The following is a 20288-nucleotide window of genomic DNA, read 5'->3' as shown; positions in this document are numbered from 1 at the left end:
CACCCCCATTCGGGGTGAGCCGCACCACACGACTTTTTATAACGATTCCATCGAACAAAACGAATCTACATGTTGGGCATTTTATAGTTGAACGAATGTTGTCAATCATTGTTGTTCTGTATCCCCAAGGCACCTACAAACACCCATATCCAGATAGATATGAATCCTGCTTTTTCTTTCAACACAGTGAAAATTTTCTGGCTCATCAATCAGCACACGGAGTCTGATTTTCATCGAAGAGTTAGGCGCAATTGCCAGATTGGCCGCTGGTGTTATTCGATGCGCGATGTTTTTTTATTGGACGCTTGGGTACCAATTCAGGCGCTACTTCTTCATGCGCCAGCTGAAAATCCAGAATTGCCTGATGGGATACGAACCGTCGTTCACCGACGGTGTAGGAACGGATTTTTCCTTCCCGTATCAACTTGTAGAAAGCGGTGCGTGAAAGCCCAGTTGTTTGCAGGACTTCATTTACCGAGTAGGCGAGTTTTTGTTTTTCCATATCCATAACCATCTTTTGTAATCCAGCATAGTGTGGATATCTTTAAGCAGGATTATGGGCGATACAATTAATCATTTTCCCGCACCGGTGCGGGAGTGAGTGAAATTCACGGCACCGTTAAATCGCTCCCGTAACCGTTTACGGGAGCGATTTTCGGAACTCAACCAGCCAGTTTCTTATCGTCCCGTCGGCTATCGGTAACCCTTTCGATTCCAGGTGGCGACTGATAATCTTCCAATTTTCCTTTTCCCCAGCCTGCTTTTGCTGATCGAAAAACGCCTTGGCCACCGCTTTCGCCTGCCTATGATTGGGTGATCGTTTGTTGGCAATGATCTTGTTTCTGATGGTAACCGTATGAGGCAGATCCAACAGTTTTTGAGTCTTTACGGCACAGATAACGGCTTCCGCGGCATTCCCATCGACCAGGCACTGCAACGCCATATCTGCCAAGCCCAGCAGCTCCACCGCGGTGGTCAGCTCTGCCGGAACCGTCTCCCCCGGGTAGCTCCGGAGTGTTTCGGTCGCCTCCGGACTCGCTCCATATTCGTATGCACGATGAAACGGCGTGTTGATGGTGTTCTCGGTAACCTCGAATTCACGCAGGATGCGTCGGGCCAAACCATCAACCGCCAGGAAGAATTCCTCCACACCATCATCGATATCCGGCATAAAGTCGAACAAACGACCATCTATCCATTCAGACTCTCGGGTATCTGGCTCAACCCGTTCGATAATAAGGCTTCCAATGACCGGGCGCTTGTTCATGTATCTCTCCTGATCGTTTTAAGTACCACCACATTATCCTCCGCAACGCCAACCGTTGGAAGATTGGCGCGAATGGTGTCTTTTACGTAGTTGGGGCACAGGTGTGCATAGTGCTTCTCGGTAATGCGGGTATCGGCATGGCCCAGGACGGCGGCAATCACCTGCAGCGGCACCCCGGCTTTTGCCAGTGAGGCGCCATACGTATGGCGTAAAATGTGAAAAGAGACCGGTGGATTGATCCCGGCCGCCGCGCTGGCCTGGCGCATGCGGCGGGTCTGGTGCGCGCGCCTCCAGGGTTCACCGTCCGCCCGGCGAAAGATCCACTGTTCCGCCTCGAGATCCACCACCAAGCGATCGAAAAAGGCTTGCCCCTCATCGGTCAGCGGAATGTGACGCGCCTTGCCGGACTTGCTGTAGCGAATATGGATAGACCCATTGGCCGCGTCATAGTCCTCGGCCCGCAACCGAATGAGCTCGCCATAGCGGCATCCGGTAAGCAAAGCGGCCTGGACCAACGAACGGAAATCGGCCTCGCAGCCGTGCGAGAGCTTGCGGGTCTCTTCCGGGTCCAAGAAACGGATCCGGGGGGCATCCACATTCTGGAAGGGGCGCACCATGCGCCAAGCGCGATCCTCGATCGTCAGGCCCTGACGGAACGCATGATTGCAGATCGCCTTCAACAGCGTCAGCTGGGTATTGGCCGTCGAACGCTGCGCCCGCAACCGATCGGGGTCCTGCTCATCGACTTGGACCAGGCTGTTCAGCCAGGTGCGAATCCGGGCCGCGCTCAGCTCGGACAGGCGCACGTGGCCAAAGCGTCGGCGGATATGCTTCTTGTAGCGCTGGCGCAGCCCTTCGGTCTGCTTGCCGCTGCGCGCCTGGTAGTCCCTCAGGTAGTCGTCGAAGGCCTCGCCTACGGTGTAGGTGGTCGGATTGGCCCCGGCCGCCTCCTTTTGCCGTTCGCCCTTGGCGAACTCACGGGCCCGGGCCTGGGCCTGGAAATAGTCCAGCACAAAGGAGCCATCGGCGGTTTCGTGGTCATCCGGCTTGACTCCTTTCAGTGTCACCACCTGATAGACCGGTTGGCCGTTGTCCCGCCGGGCACCGGTGGTCAGGCGCACCACCCAAGCGCTCCCCTTGCGGTTTTTGCGATAACCCAGGGCCAGGTCCTTGCCGATGGTTATCCAATAAGGGGCGCTGCGCTGCTTGAGGCGTCCCCGGGCAGTGCGGGTTTCCAGTGTGTAAGAGCGAGAGGCGCGGGGCATGATGTTGCTCCTGGTTCACGGCGGCAACGGGGCCAAAAAGCCGATTTCGTGTAAATATGTGTTATATACGGGAGTCAATCTGGCACAACTACATGATACAACATTACACGCATAGCTCTTTATTATCAACAAGTTATGTTATATTTAAGTGATTGATTATATTTGCCGTTTAGAGTTCTCTCACGGCGGCAACAGGGGTTCGAGTCCCCTAGGGAGTACCAAATTCGTGAGAAAACAAAGGGTTGGCAGGAAACTGCCAACCCTTTGTTGTTCATCCCAAACGATCACACAGCCAATAACCGGCTCACGCACCGCGCCGCCAGGCATGGAAACGCTCCACCCATCGCAGCAACCGCACCGGGGCATGGGCGCGCTTCCAGTTACCGGCGGCAAATTTGTTCGCCTCGGTCCAGGTGGGATAGATGTGGATGGTGCCGAGGATCTTGTTCAGCCCCAGACCGTGACGCATGGCGGTGACAAACTCGGCAACCAGGTCTCCCGCATGCTCACCGACGATGGTTGCGCCCAAAATCTTGTCTTTACCGGGCACCGTCAACACCTTGACAAAACCCTGCGCCTCACCATCGGCAATCGCGCGGTCCAGATCATCCAGCCCGTAGGTGGTGATCTCATAAGCCACGCCCCGCTCCTTCGCCTCCAACTCATTCAGCCCCACCCGTCCCACTTCCGGATCGGTAAAAGTGGCAAAGGGTATGACCGAGTAGTCCACCTTGAATTTACGGAACACTCCAAACAGGGCGTTGACCGCGGCATACCAGGCCTGGTGGGCGGCGGTATGGGTAAACTGATAAGGGCCGGTCACATCGCCACAGACATAGATGTTGGGGAAATTGGTCTGAAGAAATTCATTGGCTTCCACGGTACGCCGGTCACTGACCCGCACGCCCAGCTCCTCCAGGCCGAAGCCGGTGGTATTGGCCATTCGGCCAACCGCGACCAATACCTGATCGAAGGGGATTGAGATGGACTCCTGCTGATATTCCGCCGTCAGCCTGTTTTCCCCCTCCACCACTTCAAACGATTTGGCGGTATGTCCGGCAAGGACTTCGATCCCCTCCGCCTCGAACCGCGCGGTGACCAGTTCCACAACATCCTCATCCTCACGGATCATCAGGCGGGGAGCCATCTCCACAATGGTCACTTGTGAACCGAAACGGGCAAAGCACTGGGCCAGTTCGCAGCCGATCGGGCCACCGCCCAGCACCAACAGCCGCTTCGGCAACTCACGCAGCGTCCACAGATCATCAGACGTGAGATACTGGACCTGATCAAGCCCTGGAATAGGTGGCACAAAGGGCCGCGCACCGGTCGCAACGATAATGTTACGGGTCGTCAGGGTCTGGCCGTTCACCTCGACTTCATAAGGGGACCTGATCATCGCCTCCCCTTCAATGACCTCCACGCCGAGTCCGGTGTAGCGCTCCACCGAGTCATGGGGCTCGACGGTTTTCACCACCCGCTGTACCCGCTCCATCACTTGTGAAAAATCAAACTCCGCAGTCGCCGACTCGAAGCCATACTCCTGCGCCCGGCGGGTCTGCTCCAGAAAGCGCGCCGAGCGGATCAGCGCCTTGGACGGAACACAACCGGTATTGAGACAGTCACCACCCATCTTGTGCTTTTCAATCAGGGTGACTTTGGCCTTGACCGCGGCCGCGATATAGGCCGAAACCAGCCCCCCCGAACCGGCCCCGATCACCACCAGGTTGCGATCAAAAGTGGCCGGCTTGTGATAGGCCTTGAACACCTTGCGCGCCTTGACACCGTCCAGGATCTTGCGGGCCATAAGCGGAAAGATACCCAGTAGCACGAAGGAGAGGATCAAACCCGGCGAAAGAATGCCCGACAGCGATTCAATTTTACCGAGTTGGGTGCCGGCATTCACATAAACAAGGGTCCCCAGCAGCATGCCCACCTGGCTGACCCAGGCAAAAGTGAATGTCTTGAGGCTGGTAAGGCCCATGGCCAGATTGATCACGAAAAATGGAAACAGGGGCACCAGGCGCAACCCGAACAGATAGAAGGCACCGTCTTTCTCGATACCCGCATTGATCGTCTTCAGCTTGTCGCCGAAGCGGTTCTGGACCATATCACGCAGCAGAAAGCGTGAAATCAGAAAAGCCAGCGTGGCACCCAGGGTGGAGGCGAAGGAGACCAGCACGGTACCCCAGAACAGGCCGAAAATAGCACCGACCGCCAGCGTCATCACCGCCGCGCCCGGCAGGGAGAGTGCCGTCACCAGCACATAAACCACGAACATCACGGCGGCGGTCTGCAGGGGATGGGCCTGCCGATAATCTTCCAACGCGGCCTGCTGCGATTTGAGAAACTCCAGGCTGAAGTACTGTCCCAGATCAAAAATAAAAAAGCCGGCGATCACTATCACCAGCACGATTAGCATCACTACCCGGTTGCGGCTCATCTTACTCCCCTGACTTATCAACATTTCTTATGGCAGTTGACCGCGCTACGACTCTTTTTCTTTCGCCCTGCCCCAATCTTAGCGAACATTCACCCTTCCAGCCCGGGGTCATGGGCGCCCGATGGCTCAGGAGATTCCCTGCATAACCTCTCGACGGGGATAAATATTCAATTCAACCGGATCGCTTGCGTTATAATATCCCGTTTTATCCCTGACGATTAACCTGACACAAGACAGCCTGACGATCCATGGAAAAGACTTACGACCCCCACAGCCTGGAAAAGCGTTGGTACCAGACTTGGGAGGAGCGCGGTTATTTCGCCCCTTCCGCTGATGCCGACAGCCAGCATCCCTACTGCATCATGATCCCGCCGCCCAACGTCACCGGCAGCCTGCACATGGGCCACGCCTTCCAGGACACCATCATGGATGCGCTGACCCGCTACCATCGTATGAAGGGTGACAAGACCCTGTGGCAGGCCGGTTCCGACCATGCCGGCATCGCCACCCAAATGGTGGTGGAGCGGCTGATCAACGCCGAGGGTAAGACCCGGCACGACTACGGTCGCGAAAAATTCCTCGAGAAGGTGTGGGAGTGGAAAGGCCAGTCCGGCGGCACCATCACCAGCCAGCTACGCCGCATGGGCGCCTCGCTCGACTGGGAGAACGAACGCTTCACCATGGATGAAGGTCTCTCCGATGCCGTGAAGGAGGTGTTTGTCCGGCTGTTCGAAGAGGGACTGATCTATCGTGGCAAACGGCTGGTCAACTGGGACCCGAAACTGCACACTGCCGTCTCCGACCTGGAAGTACTCTCCGAAGAGGAGAATGGCTTCCTCTGGCATATGCGCTATCCCCTGACCAATGGCCAGGGCCATCTGGTGGTCGCCACCACTCGCCCCGAGACCATGCTGGGCGACTGCGCGGTGGCGGTACATCCCGGCGACGATCGCTACAAACACCTGCTGGGCGAGTTCGTGGAACTGCCCCTGACCGGCCGACGTATTCCCATCATTGCCGATGATTATGTGGATCCGGAGTTCGGCACCGGCTGCGTCAAGATTACCCCGGCCCACGACTTCAATGACTACCAGGTATGGCTCAGGCACCGGGACGAGAAGGCAATCGCCGAGCAGCCCCATGGCGGCCTGATCAACATCTTCACCAGCGATGCGGCAATCCGTAACCACGAGGTCGATGAAGATGCCATTATCCCGGCCGCCTTTATCGGTATGGACCGGTTCGAGGCCCGTAAAAAAGTGGTGACCGACCTGGAAGCACAGGGTCTGCTGGAGAAAATCGACGATCACAAGCTGATGGTGCCGCGCGGCGACCGTTCCGGCTCGGTGATCGAACCCTTCCTCACCGACCAGTGGTACGTCAAGGTGGAGCCTTTGGCCAAACCGGCCATCGAGGCGGTGGAGAATGGCAGCATCAAGTTTGTGCCGGACAACTGGAAGAACACCTATTACGAGTGGATGCGCAACATCGAGGACTGGTGCATCAGTCGCCAGATCTGGTGGGGACACCGTATCCCCGCCTGGTACGACGACGAAGGTAACGTCTACGTCGGTCGCTCCGAAGCCGAGGTGCGCCAGAAGCACAAGCTGGCAGCGGACTATACCCTGACCCAGGACGAGGACGTGCTGGACACCTGGTTCAGCTCCGCCCTCTGGCCCTTCTCCACCCTGGGCTGGCCGGAACAGACCGAGCGGGTCAAGACCTTCTACCCCACCAGCGTGCTGGTGACCGGTTTCGACATCATCTTCTTCTGGGTCGCCCGCATGATCATGATGGGCATCAAGTTCATGGATGATGTGCCGTTCAAGGAGGTCTATGTGCACGGCCTGGTGCGGGACAGCCATGGCGACAAGATGTCCAAGTCCAAGGGCAATGTGCTGGATCCGATCGACCTGATCGACGGCATCGACCTGGAAGCGCTGGTCAGCAAGCGCACCAGCGGCATGATGCAGCCACAACTGGCAAAGAAGATCGAGAAGGCGACCCGCAAGGAGTTCCCCGACGGCATCCCCAGTTTTGGCACCGATGCGCTGCGCTTTACCTTTGCCTCCCAGGCCACCACCGGCCGCGACATCAAGTTCGACATGGGACGCATCGAGGGTTACCGCAACTTCTGCAACAAGCTGTGGAACGCTGCCCGCTACGTACTGATGAACACCGAAAATCAGGATTGCGGCCAGTCCGGTGGCGAGATGGCGTTGAGCATGGCGGATCGCTGGATCCTGTCACGCCTGCAATCCACCATCAGCACCGTCAGCGAGGCCACCGACGGCTACCGGTTTGATCACGCCGCCAAGGCGATCTACGAGTTCACCTGGAACGAATACTGCGACTGGTACCTGGAGCTCTCCAAACCGGTACTGACCGGTGACAGCGCCAGTGAAGCGGCCCGACGTGGCACCCGGCATACCCTGGTCAAGGTATTGGAGACGCTGCTGCGCGTGGCCCACCCGATCATGCCCTACATCACCGAGGAGATCTGGCAGCGTGTTGCCCCGCTGGCAGGCCGCGGTGGCGAGACTATCATGACCCAGCCTTTCCCGGTACGCGACGATGCCCTAATGGATCAGGCAGCGGTGGCAGAGATGGATTGGGTGATGCAGTTCATCCTCGGCATCCGCAAGATCAAGGGCGAGATGAATATCGCCCCGAGCAAACCGCTGCCGGTGCTGCTGCAGAATGCCAACCCCGAGGATCAGGCCCGCCTGATTCGCAACCGGCACTACCTGGATTTTCTGGCGCGGCTCGAATCGGCCACCCTGCTGGGCAGCGATGACCAGGCACCCGAGTCGGCCATGGCCCTGGTGGGCGGGATGAAACTGCTGATCCCGATGGCCGGCCTGATTGACAAGGAGGCGGAACTGGGCCGCCTGAACAAGGAGATCGGCAAGCTGAGGGAAAATATCACCCGCCTCGAAGGCAAGCTGAACAATCCGAAGTTTGTTGATAAGGCCCCCGAAGCCGTGGTACAGAAAGAGCGCGACAAACTGGCGGACGAAATCGCCGCGCTGGAAAAGCTGGAGCAGCAGCTGAAAAAGATCCAGGCGCTGTAATTAAGCCTATGACGGCCGCGGACTGGATGCCGGAAAGAATTGCACATCAGTCCGTGGCCACTACACTTTAACCAGTATGAGCCTTTAAGAACCGGCCTATGATCTCCATCGACGCGCAACATGAAGAGTTGAGAAACCGACTGTTCGAAATCCGGCAGGAACACCGGGATCTGGATGTGGCCATCGCCGCCCTTACCGAGGCGGCCTATAAAAACGAGCTGCAACTGAAACGCCTGAAAAAACGCAAGCTGCTGCTGAAGGATGCCATCGCCAAGCTCGAAGATGAGTTGATCCCCGACCTGGATGCCTGATCGTTAACACCAAGTGCAGGAACCGACCAATGAAGATCACCCGACTGAATGAGTGCGAGACCACCCCGGTCAACATGGAGGGCATCAAGGGAGTAACCAAGCAAGTGCCTATCGGCAAGGCGGACGGCGCCCCCAACTTCTCCATTCGCGTATTTACCCTGGAACCGGGTGGCCATACGCCGCACCACTCCCATGAGAGTGAGCATGTGAACTACATCCTGGAAGGAAATGGCGTGGCCATGGAGGGTGATACAGGACATCCGATACAGAAAGGCGACTACCTGCTGGTGAAACCCCACGAGGTACACCAGTATCGCAATACCGGCGATAGCCCGCTGGTGTTCATGTGCATGGTACCCAGTGCCTACGAGTAATCCCCGTTGATCAGGGGCAGGGCCAAACAGCTCACTACCAGCGGTTTAACCCCGATTTCCGCCTATTGTCGCCGGGCACCTAGTGGCACGAACTGTTAAAGAAACTTTACAGTTTGTTCAATTCTGCAACCAGTTCAAATCCGGCACTCCTTATACCTGACTGTTTTTATTGGTTATTTTATTATTGGCATGCACCGTGCTGTTATTTAGGCAGAAAGGAGCATGGACCATGAAACAGATCACCGAACAATTGACCGAATTGCCATCCCCAACAGAGGTGGACGGTAAACGGAAGATCAAGCGCCATGGGCTATTGAGTCAGCGAGCGCTGGCACGGGAAAACCATGCATATGCGGCCACGGCGGGTGTAAGCAAAAACTGTCAGAGCGGAGGATTTGTCCCGGCCTTTTATGACACCCTGTCGGATTGCAGTGTTATTTCCCGTTACCCCGACGGCAGCCCGGCACCCATTCATCTGCTGGACGGCGTTCCAGTCGAGTGGGTTTCAGACTATGACGCAGAGGGTCATGTAGCTGCCCTGCGCCCAGGCGTGATATCCGGCTTCCTGCGGGCTGGGCGTTTCTACACCCGAGAACAAGTAGCGAACGCCGGTTGATCAGCCCCAGAACTCAAGACCGGGAGCGATTCGCCAATCTCTTCAACACATGTGCGGTGGCCACCATGGCAAAAGTCGTCGTAACCGTCATGGCCGAACCAAAACCGCCGCAGTGCAGACCCGCGCCAACACTCCCTCCTTCCGGCTTTATACTACATACCTCCCCCCTGCCATCCGGGTAGACCTGCTGCTCGTCCGAGTAGACACAGGGGACATCGAACCGCCGCTTAGGATTTTTTGGGAAGTCATACTCCTTGCGCAATAACTTCCGGGTCTTGGCCAGCAACGGATCATGCTGGGTCTTGTAGAGATCGGTCAGACGGATCTTCAGCGGCTCGGTCTGACCACCTGCGCCGCCCACGGTGATGATACGGATCTTGTTTCTGCGACAATGGGCAATCAGCGCGGCCTTGGTCTTAAAAGCATCAATGCAATCCACCAGATAGTCGTATTGGTTGCCGATCAAGCGCTCCAGATTGTCAATCTCAACAAACTCTTCCCAGGTGATAATCCTGCATTCAGGATTGATTCCCTGAATACGCTCAGCCATTGCATCCACCTTGGCGCGGCCAAACTGACCCTCCAGGGCATGGATCTGTCGATTGACATTGGATTCCGCCACATTGTCCAGATCGATCAAGGTCAGGGTCCCCACCCCACTGCGGGCCAGCGCTTCCGCTACCCAGGAGCCGACTCCGCCGATGCCCACGACGCAGACATGCGACTCGGCAAAACCGCGGAGTCCCGCCTCGCCATAGAGTCTTGCTATACCACCAAATCGTCTTGCGTAATCCATCGGCTACCTGACTGATTAATCATCACGCCGGTCATTGGTTTCTCCAGGCCCGGTCGAGGGGCCCATTCTAAGTGGCCTGACACAATATCCCAACAACTGATTGACCCGGCTTCACGCCCTGGGATATGGTAAATATACCGAACGGTATATTTTTCTAGTCTATGGAAACCAAAGGCGAACGCACACGACAACTCATTATCGAGAAATCACTACAACTTTTCTCCGTAAAGGGTTATCACAGCACATCTATTTCAAATATTTTGGACGCGACAGGCCTGACCAAAGGGGGGCTGTATGGTCACTTCGAAAGCAAAGAGGCGATCTGGTATGCCATCTATGACGAGGCGGTAAGGCGCTGGCGCCGCGTAGTGTTTGACGGGGTTCACGACATTACCGACCCACTCCGGCGGATCGAAAAGGTGATTGAAAACGACCTGATGAACTATCTGGGCAAGGATATCTTTGAGGGGGGGTGCTTCTTCCTGAATGCCCTGGTGGAGCTCTCGGGTCAGTCACCGGAGATGAGCCGTCACATGCTGCGCGGATTCATCGGCTTTTCCAAACTGCTGCAGCAGTGGCTGGTGCAAGCGGAGTCGCAGGGGCAGATCCAGTCCGGCCTGAATCATCGTGAAATTGCCAATTTTATCTTTATCTCGCTGAATGGCGCGGCCGCCCTCTACGCCGTCACCCGGGACGACAGCGTGCTTAAACAGACGACCTCGCAGCTTCATCGTTACGTCCGACAACTGGAAGCCTGATTCCATCGACAGCTAAAGCGAGAGATACAATCAAAATATACCTTTCGGTTTATTTTATACAGAACACGCGGCGCGCCTGAACAGGCCGCGATTAACAGAGATATTTGCTGACAGGACATTGCCATGAGTCGACATCTGGAGCGTATTAAAATATTCCAGCGCGAGCTGATCAATCAGGGCCTTGGAGCCGCCCTGCTCTTCTACTCGCGGGATATCTTCTACTATACCGGCATTGCCCAACCGGCCTTTCTCGCCGTATTTCCAGACGACTACCGACTGTTTGTACGTAGCGGCTATCCCTATGCCGTACAGACCGCCGGTATCGAGGCTTCTCACATCAGTGAGGAACGCCGCCTCGACTTCATCTACCAGGAGTACTTCTCCTATCTCTGGAACAAGCGCCTGGGCATTGAACTGGACCTGTTACCGGCCAACAACTACCTGGCCTACCAGAAGTTATTCCAGGGTTTCGAACTGCAGGACGTATCCCCGCTGATCCTTAAGCAACGGACTGTCAAGACGCCCTATGAAATCGAGCAGATCCGCCGCGCCTGCAGGGTGGTCGAAACGGGTCAGCAGGCGATACAGCAGGGGCTGAGACCCGGTATCACCGAACTGGAACTCTCCGCCGTAATCGAGAACAGCCATCGTCTGGCCGGGCATGAGGGGGGAATCTTTCTGCGCCATCCCGACTTGCCATTGGGCATGGGACCAATCAGTTCCGGGGCCAACCTGGGTGATTTCACCGGCCTGGTCTACTCTGTCTCCGGCGTTGGACTGAGCACCGCCCTGCCGATTGGCCCCTCCAACCGGATTATTGATGATGGTGACCCGGTGGTGGTGGATATCCCGAGCATGGTGAACGGCTACCATGCCGACCAGTCCCGCACCTATGTCGCCGGCAGGGCAACTCCCCGATTGAAGGGATTGTATGCCGATCTGCGCGAGATTTCCGACTATGTCATCGACACAATAAAACCGGGTATGGGCTGTGATCAGGTCTATGATCTGGCAGTGGAAAAGGCAGCCGAGATGCGGGTCGAGGAGCAGTTCCTCAGATTTACCGGTGACAGCCACTGCCGGCTGATCGGTCATGGGGTCGGTATCGAAGTGAACGAGCCACCGGTGCTGATTGCCAACAACCGGGCCACCATTCCCGACAGCTGTGTACTGGCCATTGAGATGCACATGCTGGACAAGCGCGCCGGCGTGGTCAAAATAGAGGATACCGTGCTGATCAGCAGTGCGGGCAATGAAATTTTGACCAAGGCATCGCGGGACCTGATCGAGACCGCCGCCGCGAGTTGAGCAGGAGCGAAAATGTCAAAAGAGCGGATTGCACTGGTCGGCGCAGGTGCAGCGGGTAGCGCACTACTGCTGGCGCTGCATCGGGCCGGCTACCCCATTGCCGGTGTGGCCAGCCGGACACTGGAGTCGGCACGACGCTGCGCCGCACTAATCGGCGACCCGCCCGCCACCAGCGACCCGGCACCGGCCGTGGTCAACGCCGACATCATCATACTCGCCACCCCGGACGGCCAGATTGAACCGGCCTGCCACGCCATTGCCGACCAGGGCGTCATCCGGCCCGGCCAGCTGTTTCTCCATCTCAGTGGCGCACTCACCTCCAATGTCCTCGAACCGGCACGGCACAAAGGCGCCGAAGTGCTCTCCCTGCACCCGATCCAGGCGCTGGCCGACCCGCAGAAAGGAGCGGAACTGTTGCGGGGGAGCTGGTTCTGTCTGGAGGGAACCACACCGGCCATCACCCGGGGTGAAGCCCTGGTCAAGGCCCTGCAGGGGGAAACCCTCGTCATACCGGCTGAAAAGAAGGCACTCTATCACGCGGCCCTCTGTGTCGCCGCCAACTACCTGGTCACCATCGAGTCCATTGCCGTCACCCTGCTGGAGCAGATCGGCATTGAACGGCAAGCCGGCCTCAAGGCAATACTGCCGCTAATCGCCGGCAGTGTGGAAAACCTGGTCCACTCCGGCCTACCCGACGCGTTGACCGGACCGATCAGCCGGGGCGACACGGCAACCATCACACAACATATCGACAGTTTGCGGGAGATCCAGCCGGCCTATCAGGCGATCTATCGCATGCTCGGAAAAGAGACCGTGGAGCTGGCCCTGGAGAAAGGCGGGCTGGATCAGGAGCAGGCTGAGCAGATCCGGCTGCTGCTCACCCCGCAACCGCCGGATGCGTGCCTGATCAGTTGAGATTCGGGCCATGGGACCGCCGGTAAGTCTTCAACTCGAGACGATTGACCTGTAGGAGGCCCGCCCGCGGGCCGATTCACCGTGACACCGCCGTTCGTAGCAGGACGGGCCGGAGCAGTCAGAACCCCTCAAACACACTCTGGGTACCGTTTTTCCTTGCATCGCTGACATTGCCATCCATGATGAAGTCGAGGAACTCCGCTTCATCCAGTGGCTGACACAACATGTAGCCCTGAAAACAGTGGCAACCGCGCTTGCGCAGAAAATCAAATTCACGGCTGTTCTCAACCCCCTCGGCCACCACGCTCAACCCGAGTTTGGAGGCCATGGTGATGATCGCCTCGACAATACTCACTGTCTCCGGATCGCGGATGATGTCGTTGACGAATGAGCGGTCGATCTTGATCTCATCCAACGGCAGTCGTTTCAGGTAGGCCATGGAGGAGTAGCCGGTACCGAAATCATCAATCGAGAAGCGCACACCCAGGCTTTTCAGATCAAGCATTTTCGCCATCACCTCGTCGAGGTTGGTCACCAGCATGTTCTCGGTCAACTCCAGGGTCAGGCGCGTGGGATTGGCACCACTGATTTTCAGGAAGTGCGCCACCTGCATGGCGAAGTCGGCCTGCTGGAACTGCTGGGGGCTGATATTAACCGAGAGATGAATAGGTCCCGCCTCAGCATACTCGTCGGCAATTTTGCGCAGCAGATTGCAGGAGACTTCCAGCACCCGGTTACCGAGCGAGGTAATAATACCGATATCCTCCGCCACCGGAATGAACTCGGCCGGCATGATCAGGCCACGGGTCGGATGCTCCCAACGCAACAGCGCCTCGGCACCCAGGGTGTTGCCGGAGAAGTCATGCTTCGGTTGCCAGAGGATCTTCAGTTCGTTGCGTTCCAGGGCCTGACGCAGATCGTTCTGCATCTGCAACTGCTCTTCGGAACTCTTGCGCATACTGGGCAGGAAGAAACGCACGGTGTTGCGCCCGGCCTCCTTGGCTCGATACATGGCGGTATCCGCCTGCATCAGGACATCATCTGCGGTCTCACCATTCTGAGGGAACAGCGAGACACCGATGCTGGTGGTGGCATAGAGGCGATGGCCGTGCACTTCGTAGGGTTCCGAGAGCGCCGCCAGCACCTTGTTCGCCGCTATATCCACCTGATGGGTAAACTCGTCGAGCACGGCACTCTCCTCCGCCAGCAGCAGGACAAACTCATCGCCGCCCAGGCGAGCCGCTGTATCCTCCCTGCGCAGACAATCGGTAAGGCGTCTCGCCACTTGTTGCAGCAAGGCATCACCGATGGGGTGACCCAGTGTGTCGTTGATGGTCTTGAAATTATCCAGGTCGAGAAACAACAGTGCGCCGATACGGTCATGACGCCGGCAGCGAGCCAGCATCTGATTCAGCCGGTCCAGCAGCAGACGCCGATTGGGCAGATCGGTCAGGGGATCATAGGTCGCCTGATACTCCACCAGTTCCTGGGCCTGCCGCTGTTTGGTGACGTCACGAAAACTCCAGACCCTTCCCACGATCTCCCCTTCGATCAACTGCGGGTGTGAGCGGCTCTCGAAGATCCGTCCGTCGGTAAAGCGCAGGATATCCCTTGTCGCCTCATCGGTATGGGACAACTGATCACGGATGCGATGAATAAACCGTTCCCCATTCTCCATCAGAGGTGCGGTGAAAGCGCGCAACCAGCCCTTTTTATCATCCCGGTCAAGCGTCTGGGGTATCTCCCAAAGGGTCACGAACTTGGTGTTATAAATCACCACTCGCAGATCATTGTCGAGCACCAGAATACCATCGGTGGTGGAGTTGAGGGTCGCCTTCAGCAGGGAGATGATCTCCTGCAACTGATGCACATCCGCCTGCTCGGTGGTGGCCAGAGGCCAGAGGCCCTCAACATGGGTAGTGGATCGGACATTCTCCAGGCTGTCCGAGTCACGGGAGACCGACCTGGAAATCAGTGTATCCAGTTCATCCATTCTGTCGCCCAGAACCTCCAGTTCACTCCGGAGATCCGGCGCGACACTGCCGTCATCTGTCATATCCAATTCAGACACGCGCTTCCCTCATCTGACAGGTCCGGTCAGATTCTCTGATCCCAGGGGTTATCCATAGCATAGGAACATGGCAGGCCATTGACTCCTTTACTGGAAATCAACGGCCTGCCACATTATCGTTGTTAAACCCCGGAGATCCGAATCGCTATTCCGTCCCTCTCTATAATTTGTGCGGTTATTGTTTGACCTTCACTAAAAGGTCAATATTGTTGTTATGCCTGTTTTGCGGGAGCAATAAACCAAATAAACTCTATGACCAGTACAGGGTGGATCCAATCCGGACTCCGCCGAATGGCTACATAACCCCGATAAAACTGGTCCCCCATGAGTTTTCCCGAGCCTCTCCAACAGTTTATCGGCAACCGACTGGATCGGGAGCTGAACTGGAAAAGCCGCTGCCATCCCCTGTACGGGTATCTGCCGCGGTACTCTTCCACCCCGCTGTTCATCAAGCGTGAGGATGAACTCAACGCCAATGCGGTCGGAACCAAGTATCGAAAATACCTCAGCCTGATCCCGGCCCTAGAGCATAGCGGCAACGAGCGGATAATCTTGATAGGTAGTGCACATTCCAATAATGTGGTTGGGCTCGCTCAGCTGCTTCGGAGTCGTGGCATTGATGTCTCCGCCCTGATAAAAGCGCCTGGCAACAAACAGTTAGTTGGAAATCACTTACTCCTCACCATGCTGTTGCCGCATGACAGAATGCATTATGTCAGCCATCCGGACTGGCCGCGGGTGGAAGAGATCGCGGAACAACTGGTTGCCCGACTGAAACCGCAGGGCATCTCTGCCATGGTGATACCTGAAGGTGGCTATAGCGAAGCGGTACTGCCGGGCATCCTCACCCTGGCCGCCGACCTGCAGCGCAACGGCAAAGAGCTGGGCGTGGAATTCCAGGATATCTGGACCGACAGTGGCACCGGGATCAGTGCCATTGGTCTGCTACTTGGCATGCGGTTGCTTGGGATAACAAAGCCCCGTGTGCATATCACCCACATTGCCGGTAATCCAGACGAGTTCCAGCAGCGCTATGTACAGTTTGAACGCTGGCTGGAACAGCTGACGCAACAACCGCTGCCGGGAGCGCGGCCGCAAGTCCGGTTTATCCAGCCGGCCACCGCGGCCTCCTACGGCAGCGTCAATCAAACCATCCTGCGAGAGAGCTGGGCCATCGCCCGGGAGACTGGCCTGTTGATGGACCCGGTCTACTCGGTCAAGCACTTTTATACCGTGAAGCGCGAAATGGAACGGCAAGCGCCGGACGGTCCACAACTGATCCTGTACAACGGCGGCACCCTGGGCATGTGCGGATTTCAATCCAGGCTTGCATCCCGGGAACCGATGGTGTAGAAATAATCCCCAGTCAAATACGCCCAGCACCTCGCGGTGCCGTGCGTCAATCGGATGGACAAGGCTCGCCTCCCCATCAAACCTGAATTGAGACAACAGACCGAAAACGGAAAAAGTAACAGACAACTCATGAAAATTCGTTCGCTGATGGTAGTGGTATCTCTGGTAGTGGTAGTCGTAAATCGACTGCGCGGAGAGACTATCGGCTAGCATTTTTCACCCAAATCCGAAAAACCTCCGCATCGAAAGATCCGGGGGTTTTTTTTTGCCCAGGGACGGGCTTATGCCGCGGCGGCCATGGATGGCCGGGAGCGGCTTTGCCCAGGGATGGGGTATATGCCGCGGAGGCCATGGATGGCCGGGAGCGACCCAGCCTTTGAAGCAGGAGCCAGCAGAGAGATGAATGGTGCTGAATATATTGTTAGAAAACTGATATCAGAGGGAGTCGACACCCTGTTCGGCTATCCCGGCGGCTGTGTCATGCCGCTCTATGACGCCCTGCTGGAGAGCCCGATCAGGCACATCCTCTGCCGGCATGAACAGGGCACGGCCTTTGCCGCGAATGGCTACGCACGTTCCAGTGGCCGCATCGGCGTCTGTCTCGCCACCTCCGGACCCGGCGCCACCAACCTGATGACCGGCCTCGCCGATGCCTACATGGATTCAGTGCCGATGGTGGCCATAACCGGACAGGTGCCGACAGCGCTGATTGGCACCGACGCCTTCCAGGAGATTGATGTGCTTGGCATGAGCCTGCCGATCACCAAGCAGAGTTTCCTGGTTCAGGCGATCGATGAGCTGCCAGAAATATTGGATCAGGCATTCCGGATTGCCCTGGAGGGTCGCCCGGGTCCGGTACTGGTCGACCTGCCCAAGGATATCCAGCTGGCCACACTGTCGGAACCAACAATACCCCACCTCAGTGGGGAACGGATCAGCAACACCACCACCCCGGCGCAGTGGCAGCAGGCGATCGAGCTGATGAATACGAGCCGCAGGCCAATCATCTATGGCGGCGGTGGTATTCTGCTTGGCGACGCCGTCAGCCCGTTCCGCCAGTTCGTCGAAACCACCGGTATCCCGGCAGTATTCAGTCTGAAAGGGCTGGGGGCGCTGCCGGGCGATCATCCCCTTAACATGGGCATGCTCGGCATGCACGGCTCTGTGGCGGCCAACCAGGTTGTTCAGGAGGCCGATCTGCTGATTGCAGTCGGCGTCCGCTTCGATGACCGGGTGACCGGCAAGCTGAGCCGCTTTGCCCCCCACGCCCAGGTCATTCATCTGGACATAGATCCGGCAGAGATCGGCAAGCTTCACCAGGCGGTTTGTGCCCTGCCGGGTGATATCAAGCAGAGCCTGAAGGCACTCACTATCAAGCTGAATCTGTTGGACTGGCAGTCACAGTGTCTCGAACGACTGGAGCAGGACGGCTTTGCCCTGCCAGCGCAGGATGGCATCACCGGCCCCCATTTCATGCGTCTATTGTCACAGACGACCCGGGGCCAAGCCATCATCAGCTGCGATGTGGGCCAGCACCAGATGTGGGTGGCACAACACTACGCCTTCGACCATCCACGCAAACACCTTACCAGCGGCGGACTGGGCGCCATGGGGTTCGGCCTGCCGGCCGCCATCGGCGCCCAGTTGGCAAATCCGGAGATCCCGGTGATCAATGTGGCCGGTGACGGCTCTTTCATGATGAATGCGCAGGAACTGGCCACGATCGGCCGTTACCGGCTGCCGACCAAGATCATCATCCTGGACAACCAGGCTCTGGGCATGGTGCGGCAACAGCAGTCCGTCTGCTACCAGGGACGCTACAGCGAGATTGATCTCTCCGACAATCCGGACTTCTGCACCCTGGCCCGAGCCTTCGGCATTCCGGCCCAATCCATATCGGATCCCGATGACATGGCTTACGCCATCAACAAACTGCTGGAGACACCGGGCCCTGCCCTGCTGCATGTCGCCATCGCAACAGAGCACAATGTCTGGCCGATGGTGAAGCCGGGCGATGCCAATGATCAAATAATAACAGGAGCAAACCCATGATATTCAGTCTGCACATTCAAGCCCGTTCCAATCCGGCCATGCTGGAGAAGATACTCCAGACCACCCGCGTTCGTGGCTTTTCCATCCGCTCCATGGATGTCAAAAGCTGTGATACCGAACGGCTGCTCAAGATTCATCTGACGGTTGAGAGTGATCGTCCACAGGAGCGGCTGGTGACCCAGTTGAACAAGCTCGGCGGTATCCGGGAGCTGACCGCCCTGCATGCAGTGGCTGACTCCGCACCGCTGGTTGAAAGAAATCTCCACAAAGTGTCGCTGATGTATCCGGTCTGAGCAGTGCGGGAACGGCTGAGTGTGGGCGATAGTTCCGGGACAGGATGATCAGGGATCATCTCAGCCGCGGAAACCCGGAAAACCGGATGGTTTAGGCGACTGTGAGCCACCACCGGTTTCGGCTAATATGGGGTGTTTTGCGGTGGAGACCAAAATGAAGCATATCGGTGCCCATGTCAGCGCCAGTGGCGGCGTGGAGAACGCCCCGCTCAATGCCCGGGCCATCGGCGCAACCGCCTTTGCCCTGTTTACCAAGAACCAGCGGCAGTGGAAGGCCAAGCCACTAACGGACAACAGTATCGCCCGGTTTCGAGAAAACCTCGAGAGCGTCGCGATTGACCCGCAATTCGTGCTCCCCCACGACAGCTACCTGATCAACCTGGGGCATCCGGAACCGGAGGCGCTGCAAAAGTCCCGGGACGCCTTCCTGGACGAGATGCGACGCTGCGAGCAGCTTGGACTCAGTCTGCTCAATTTCCATCCCGGCAGTCATCTGAAAAAGATCACCGAAGCGGCGAGTCTTGCCCTGGTGGCCGACTCGATCAACTGGGCTTTGGAGCAGACCACGGGTGTCACCGCCGTGATCGAAAACACAGCCGGCCAGGGCACCAATTTGGGACACCGCTTTGAACACCTGGCCAGCATTATCGAACGGGTGGAAGACAAATCCCGCGTGGGTGTCTGCCTGGACACCTGTCATACCTTTACCGCCGGTTATGACCTGCGCACGGCCGAAGCCTGCGAGCAGACGTTTGCCGAATTTGAGCGAATTGTCGGCTTCGACTACCTGCGGGGCGTGCACCTGAACGACAGCAAACCGGACCTGGGCTCACGGGTCGACCGGCATGAGAGCCTGGGCAAGGGAAAACTGGGCTGGCCGGTGTTCGAGTACATCATGAACGATCCCCGTTTTGAGGAGATTCCCATGGTGCTGGAGACCATCGACGACACGCTCTGGGCCGATGAGATCCGCCAGCTTTATGCCCTGCAACGGTAACCCGGCAATCAAGAAAGAAAAGCGGTTGACCTTTTGTCAGGAATCATTAAACTACCGCGCTCCAACGTTGGTTGTCTGCCTTGCCGGCAACTGATTTGAGCCTCTGCGGAGCGGTAGTTCAGTTGGTTAGAATACCGGCCTGTCACGCCGGGGGTCGCGGGTTCGAGCCCCGTCCGCTCCGCCACTATTGATGAAAAACGGATTCCTTCTGGAATCCGTTTTTTTTTGCCATGGAAGGCCTTATGCCGCGTAGGCCAGGGATGGCCGAGAGCGGCTTTGCCATGGAAGGCCTTATGCCGCGTAGGCCAAGGATGGCCGAGAGCGGCTTTGCCAGAGATGACCTGATGCGGCACGGGCCAGGGATCGGCGTAGCCCCCCGTGGTTGCCCTGATCAA

General features: G+C 57.4%; 17 protein-coding genes and 1 tRNA gene. 12 read left to right on the top strand and 6 right to left on the bottom strand.

Going from position 1 to position 20288, the window contains the following annotated elements; translation table 11 throughout:
* Positions 1-241: 241 nt before the first annotated feature.
* The 4 genes from ACHZBF_RS06965 to ACHZBF_RS06950 form a co-directional block, all read right to left on the bottom strand.
* Positions 242-502, bottom strand: a complete 261-nt coding sequence (locus ACHZBF_RS06965; RefSeq protein WP_321528030.1) for a helix-turn-helix domain-containing protein — start codon at positions 500-502, stop codon at positions 242-244.
* Between the two features lie 138 nt (positions 503-640).
* Positions 641-1267 (bottom strand): hypothetical protein, encoded by a 627-nt coding sequence (locus tag ACHZBF_RS06960; protein ID WP_321528029.1) that lies wholly within the window; start codon positions 1265-1267, stop codon positions 641-643.
* Positions 1264-2532 carry a tyrosine-type recombinase/integrase gene (locus ACHZBF_RS06955; protein WP_321528028.1) on the bottom strand — a complete coding sequence of 423 codons (1269 nt, stop codon included), beginning with the start codon at positions 2530-2532 and terminating at the stop codon, positions 1264-1266. The genes ACHZBF_RS06960 and ACHZBF_RS06955 overlap by 4 nt, the downstream gene beginning before the upstream one ends.
* Positions 2533-2836: 304 nt before the next feature.
* Positions 2837-4975, bottom strand: coding sequence for an FAD-dependent oxidoreductase (locus ACHZBF_RS06950; RefSeq protein WP_321528027.1), 2139 nt, complete (start codon positions 4973-4975; stop codon positions 2837-2839).
* Positions 4976-5223: 248 nt separating this feature from the next.
* On the opposite strand from ACHZBF_RS06950, the gene ACHZBF_RS06945 reads away from it, so the two are divergent.
* The 4 genes from ACHZBF_RS06945 (at position 5224) to ACHZBF_RS06930 (ending at position 9350) form a co-directional block, all read left to right on the top strand.
* Entirely contained in the window at positions 5224-8049 is a 2826-nt protein-coding gene (locus ACHZBF_RS06945) for a valine--tRNA ligase (RefSeq protein WP_321528026.1), read from the top strand.
* Between the two features lie 98 nt (positions 8050-8147).
* Entirely contained in the window at positions 8148-8360 is a 213-nt protein-coding gene (locus ACHZBF_RS06940) for a YdcH family protein (RefSeq protein WP_037375515.1), read from the top strand.
* Positions 8361-8389: 29 nt separating this feature from the next.
* Complete coding sequence (locus ACHZBF_RS06935; protein WP_273437847.1) at positions 8390-8734, top strand: cupin domain-containing protein; 345 nt, start codon at positions 8390-8392, stop codon at positions 8732-8734.
* Positions 8735-8963: 229 nt separating this feature from the next.
* A complete protein-coding gene (locus ACHZBF_RS06930; protein ID WP_273437849.1) occupies positions 8964-9350 on the top strand; it encodes a hypothetical protein in 387 nt (128 codons plus the stop codon).
* 13 nt (positions 9351-9363) lie between these two features.
* Here the strand turns inward: ACHZBF_RS06930 and tcdA are convergent, their stop codons facing one another.
* Positions 9364-10146 carry a tRNA cyclic N6-threonylcarbamoyladenosine(37) synthase TcdA gene (gene tcdA, locus ACHZBF_RS06925; protein ID WP_273437851.1) on the bottom strand — a complete coding sequence of 261 codons (783 nt, stop codon included), beginning with the start codon at positions 10144-10146 and terminating at the stop codon, positions 9364-9366.
* Positions 10147-10307: 161 nt separating this feature from the next.
* Between tcdA and ACHZBF_RS06920 the strand changes: the two genes are divergently transcribed.
* The 3 genes from ACHZBF_RS06920 (at position 10308) to ACHZBF_RS06910 (ending at position 13127) form a co-directional block, all read left to right on the top strand.
* Positions 10308-10904, top strand: a complete 597-nt coding sequence (locus ACHZBF_RS06920; RefSeq protein ID WP_273437852.1) for a TetR/AcrR family transcriptional regulator — start codon at positions 10308-10310, stop codon at positions 10902-10904.
* Positions 10905-11027: 123 nt separating this feature from the next.
* Positions 11028-12212 (top strand): M24 family metallopeptidase, encoded by a 1185-nt coding sequence (locus tag ACHZBF_RS06915; protein WP_029134034.1) that lies wholly within the window; start codon positions 11028-11030, stop codon positions 12210-12212.
* Positions 12213-12224: 12 nt separating this feature from the next.
* Positions 12225-13127 (top strand): Rossmann-like and DUF2520 domain-containing protein, encoded by a 903-nt coding sequence (locus ACHZBF_RS06910; protein ID WP_321528025.1) that lies wholly within the window; start codon positions 12225-12227, stop codon positions 13125-13127.
* Between the two features lie 118 nt (positions 13128-13245).
* Here ACHZBF_RS06910 and ACHZBF_RS06905 read toward each other — a convergent pair whose 3' ends face one another.
* Entirely contained in the window at positions 13246-15198 is a 1953-nt protein-coding gene (locus ACHZBF_RS06905; RefSeq protein ID WP_321528024.1) for a putative bifunctional diguanylate cyclase/phosphodiesterase, read from the bottom strand.
* Positions 15199-15522: 324 nt separating this feature from the next.
* Here ACHZBF_RS06905 and ACHZBF_RS06900 point away from each other — a divergent pair, with 324 nt between their 5' ends.
* The 5 genes from ACHZBF_RS06900 to ACHZBF_RS06880 all read left to right on the top strand — a co-directional run bounded on the left by ACHZBF_RS06900 (position 15523) and on the right by ACHZBF_RS06880 (position 20077).
* Positions 15523-16551: a hypothetical protein gene (locus tag ACHZBF_RS06900; protein WP_321528023.1), complete on the top strand. Its 1029-nt coding sequence runs from the start codon at positions 15523-15525 to the stop codon at positions 16549-16551.
* A gap of 399 nt (positions 16552-16950) precedes the next feature.
* Positions 16951-18603, top strand: a complete 1653-nt coding sequence (ilvG, locus tag ACHZBF_RS06895) for an acetolactate synthase 2 catalytic subunit (RefSeq protein ID WP_321528022.1) — start codon at positions 16951-16953, stop codon at positions 18601-18603.
* Positions 18600-18896, top strand: coding sequence for an acetolactate synthase 2 small subunit (locus tag ACHZBF_RS06890; RefSeq protein ID WP_321528021.1), 297 nt, complete (start codon positions 18600-18602; stop codon positions 18894-18896). The genes ilvG and ACHZBF_RS06890 overlap by 4 nt, the downstream gene beginning before the upstream one ends.
* Before the next feature lie 154 nt (positions 18897-19050).
* The gene (gene nfo / locus ACHZBF_RS06885) at positions 19051-19893 is read left to right on the top strand and encodes a deoxyribonuclease IV (RefSeq protein WP_273437859.1); all 843 of its coding nucleotides are present in this window, start codon (positions 19051-19053) and stop codon (positions 19891-19893) included.
* A 107-nt stretch (positions 19894-20000) separates the two neighbouring features.
* Positions 20001-20077 (top strand) — tRNA-Asp (locus ACHZBF_RS06880).
* Positions 20078-20288: the final 211 nt, after the last annotated feature.

The sequence above is a fragment of the Sedimenticola selenatireducens genome (genome assembly GCF_963675335.2).
Lineage (GTDB): Bacteria > Pseudomonadota > Gammaproteobacteria > Chromatiales > Chromatiaceae > Sedimenticola > Sedimenticola selenatireducens.
Note: the sequence above shows the minus strand (reverse complement) of the source record. Positions and strands in the feature narration are given on the sequence as shown.

Coding starts and splice junctions, on each gene's coding strand:
- ACHZBF_RS06890 (WP_321528021.1), top strand. CDS start 18,600: ATGATATTCAGTCTGCACATTCAAGCCCGTTCCAATCCGGCCATGCTG.
- ACHZBF_RS06940 (WP_037375515.1), top strand. CDS start 8,148: ATGATCTCCATCGACGCGCAACATGAAGAGTTGAGAAACCGACTGTTC.
- ACHZBF_RS06910 (WP_321528025.1), top strand. CDS start 12,225: ATGTCAAAAGAGCGGATTGCACTGGTCGGCGCAGGTGCAGCGGGTAGC.
- ACHZBF_RS06950 (WP_321528027.1), bottom strand. CDS start 4,975: ATGAGCCGCAACCGGGTAGTGATGCTAATCGTGCTGGTGATAGTGATC.
- ACHZBF_RS06960 (WP_321528029.1), bottom strand. CDS start 1,267: ATGAACAAGCGCCCGGTCATTGGAAGCCTTATTATCGAACGGGTTGAG.
- ACHZBF_RS06955 (WP_321528028.1), bottom strand. CDS start 2,532: ATGCCCCGCGCCTCTCGCTCTTACACACTGGAAACCCGCACTGCCCGG.
- ACHZBF_RS06935 (WP_273437847.1), top strand. CDS start 8,390: ATGAAGATCACCCGACTGAATGAGTGCGAGACCACCCCGGTCAACATG.
- ilvG (WP_321528022.1), top strand. CDS start 16,951: ATGAATGGTGCTGAATATATTGTTAGAAAACTGATATCAGAGGGAGTC.
- ACHZBF_RS06920 (WP_273437852.1), top strand. CDS start 10,308: ATGGAAACCAAAGGCGAACGCACACGACAACTCATTATCGAGAAATCA.
- nfo (WP_273437859.1), top strand. CDS start 19,051: ATGAAGCATATCGGTGCCCATGTCAGCGCCAGTGGCGGCGTGGAGAAC.
- ACHZBF_RS06965 (WP_321528030.1), bottom strand. CDS start 502: ATGGAAAAACAAAAACTCGCCTACTCGGTAAATGAAGTCCTGCAAACA.
- ACHZBF_RS06900 (WP_321528023.1), top strand. CDS start 15,523: ATGAGTTTTCCCGAGCCTCTCCAACAGTTTATCGGCAACCGACTGGAT.
- ACHZBF_RS06945 (WP_321528026.1), top strand. CDS start 5,224: ATGGAAAAGACTTACGACCCCCACAGCCTGGAAAAGCGTTGGTACCAG.
- ACHZBF_RS06915 (WP_029134034.1), top strand. CDS start 11,028: ATGAGTCGACATCTGGAGCGTATTAAAATATTCCAGCGCGAGCTGATC.
- tcdA (WP_273437851.1), bottom strand. CDS start 10,146: ATGGATTACGCAAGACGATTTGGTGGTATAGCAAGACTCTATGGCGAG.
- ACHZBF_RS06930 (WP_273437849.1), top strand. CDS start 8,964: ATGAAACAGATCACCGAACAATTGACCGAATTGCCATCCCCAACAGAG.